At 52.0% G+C, this 2,100-nt stretch carries 1 pseudogene; it reads right to left on the bottom strand.

The features are described from left to right. Positions 1 to 244 precede the first annotated feature (244 nt). A pseudogene (gene glgP, locus ACMX3H_RS18780) lies at positions 245 to 1,959 on the bottom strand (glycogen/starch/alpha-glucan family phosphorylase); the annotation flags it as partial. Between the last annotated feature and the right edge of the window lie 141 nt (positions 1,960 to 2,100).

Here is a 2,100-nt window from a genome sequence, read left to right as displayed (position 1 = left end):
CTAAGTAGGAGACATCTTTGATAGATTTATAGCCATCTCTTATTAGAGTGTATCTTCATTTCATCATGACTTACGAAAAAAGCGTGGTTATGTTCGTATATCATGTCCAGTCAGGGTGTTTCTTTAGCCTGTGTTAAAAAGTGACATGAGTACAGTAGTTAGTATCAAATAAGTTGCTTTTGTGTGTTTTTTGAGCGTATCAAAAATTTTGCCTTTCAGTATCAAATGATTTGCCGCGCAATAAGATAAACATATTTTCCTCACCCATATGCTGGCGCATTTCGATATTGGCGCCGTCGAGCGTGCCAATGGTCAGCGCGCCGTTGAGGGCGAACTTCATATTGCTGGTACCTGACGCTTCGGTGCCCGCCAGAGAAATTTGTTCGGAAAGATCCGCCACCGGAATAATCAGCTGCGCCAGGCTGACGCTATAGTTCGGGACGAATATCACCTTGAGCCGGTTTTTCATCAGCGGATCGCGGTTGATAACCGCCGCCACATCGTTGATAAGGCGGATAATATGCGTCGCCATGTAATAGGCCGAGGCGGCTTTACCGGCGAAAATATTGACCCGCGGCACCCAGTCGGCGTCCGGATTCTCGCGAATGCGGTTATAACGGGTAATGATATGCAGCACGTTAAGCAGCTGGCGTTTGTATTCGTGAATACGTTTGATTTTCACATCAAATAGCGCCGCCGGATTGACCACCTCGTCCAGTTGATTCGCCAGATAAGCCGCCAGCTGTTTTTTTATTGGTCAGTTTAGCCTGCTGGAGCTGCACAATAAACGCGGGAAAATCGATGTGCCCCTTCAGTTCTTCCAATTGGCCGAGATCGGTACGCCAGGTCTGGCCGATGGTTTCATCCAGCACCGCCGACAGCGGCGGATTGGCCAGCGCCAGCCAGCGCCGCGGCGTCACCCCATTGGTTTTATTGCAGAAACGATCGGGGAACAGGCGCGTGAAATCGGTGAAGAGCGACTGTACCATCAGTTCCGAATGCAGCTCGGAGACGCCATTGACCTTATGGCTGGCGATTACCGCCAGCCAGGCCATGCGCACCCGACGGCCGTTATTTTCATCAACGATAGATACTCTCGACAGCAACTCGCTGCCGCCCGGCGCCTGCGCCTGGACCTGATTGAGGAAATGATCGTTGATATCGAAAATGATCTGCAAATGGCGCTGCAGGATCTTGCCTAGCATGTCCACAGGCCAGGTCTCCAGCGCCTCACTCATCAACGTATGGTTGGTATAAGAAAATGCTTGGCATACCACCTCCCAGGCGCGGGCCCAATCAAACTTATGCTCATCGATGAGCAAACGCATCAGTTCGGGGATGGCCAGCACCATATGGGCATCGTTCAAATGGATAGCGATTTTATCGCCCAAGTTATCGAAGGTATTGTGCAGCAGCCAATGGCGGTTGAGAATGTCCTGTACCGTGGAGGAAACAAGAAAATATTCCTGTCGCAGACGCCGTTCGCGACCGGAATAGGTAGAGTAATCAGGATAAAGCACGCGGGAAACGTTTTCGGAATAATTTTTGTCTTCCACCGCGGCGAAGTAGTCGCCCTGATTGAATTTACCGAGGTTGATCTCACTGCTCGCCTGCGCGCTCCAAAGCCGCAGGATATTTGGTGGCGTCGGTATCAAAGCCCGGGATAATCTGGTCATAGGCGCAGGCCAGCACCTCTTCGGTTTCCACCCAGCGGATTTTGGCGCCTTCATGCTGCAGCCTGCCGCCGAAACGGACCTTGTAGCGGCTAGGGTGGTGGGGAAACTCCCAAGGGTTGCCGTACTCCAGCCAGTAATCGGGGGATTCGGCCTGCGGGCCGTTAACGATATTTTGCTTGAACATACCGTATTCATAGCGGATGCCGTAGCCGCGTCCCGGCAGCGCCAGGGTCGCCATCGAGTCGAGAAAACAGGCCGCCAGCCGTCCCAGACCGCCGTTGCCTGTGGGGTGGCAACCATTTCCGGACTCTCAAAGGGAACGTTGGGTTAGCCGGAAGCCTTTTACTGGCGCGGCTTACAGCCATTTTAAGGATTTTGGACTCGTCGCAAAAAAATGAGCGGAAAATGAGTTTTTTGCACTATA

Origin of the sequence: Sodalis sp. (in: enterobacteria) (assembly GCF_047607725.1) — a bacterium.
Classification (GTDB): Bacteria; Pseudomonadota; Gammaproteobacteria; order Enterobacterales; family Enterobacteriaceae; genus JBLKSS01.
Note: the sequence above shows the minus strand (reverse complement) of the source record. Positions and strands in the feature narration are given on the sequence as shown.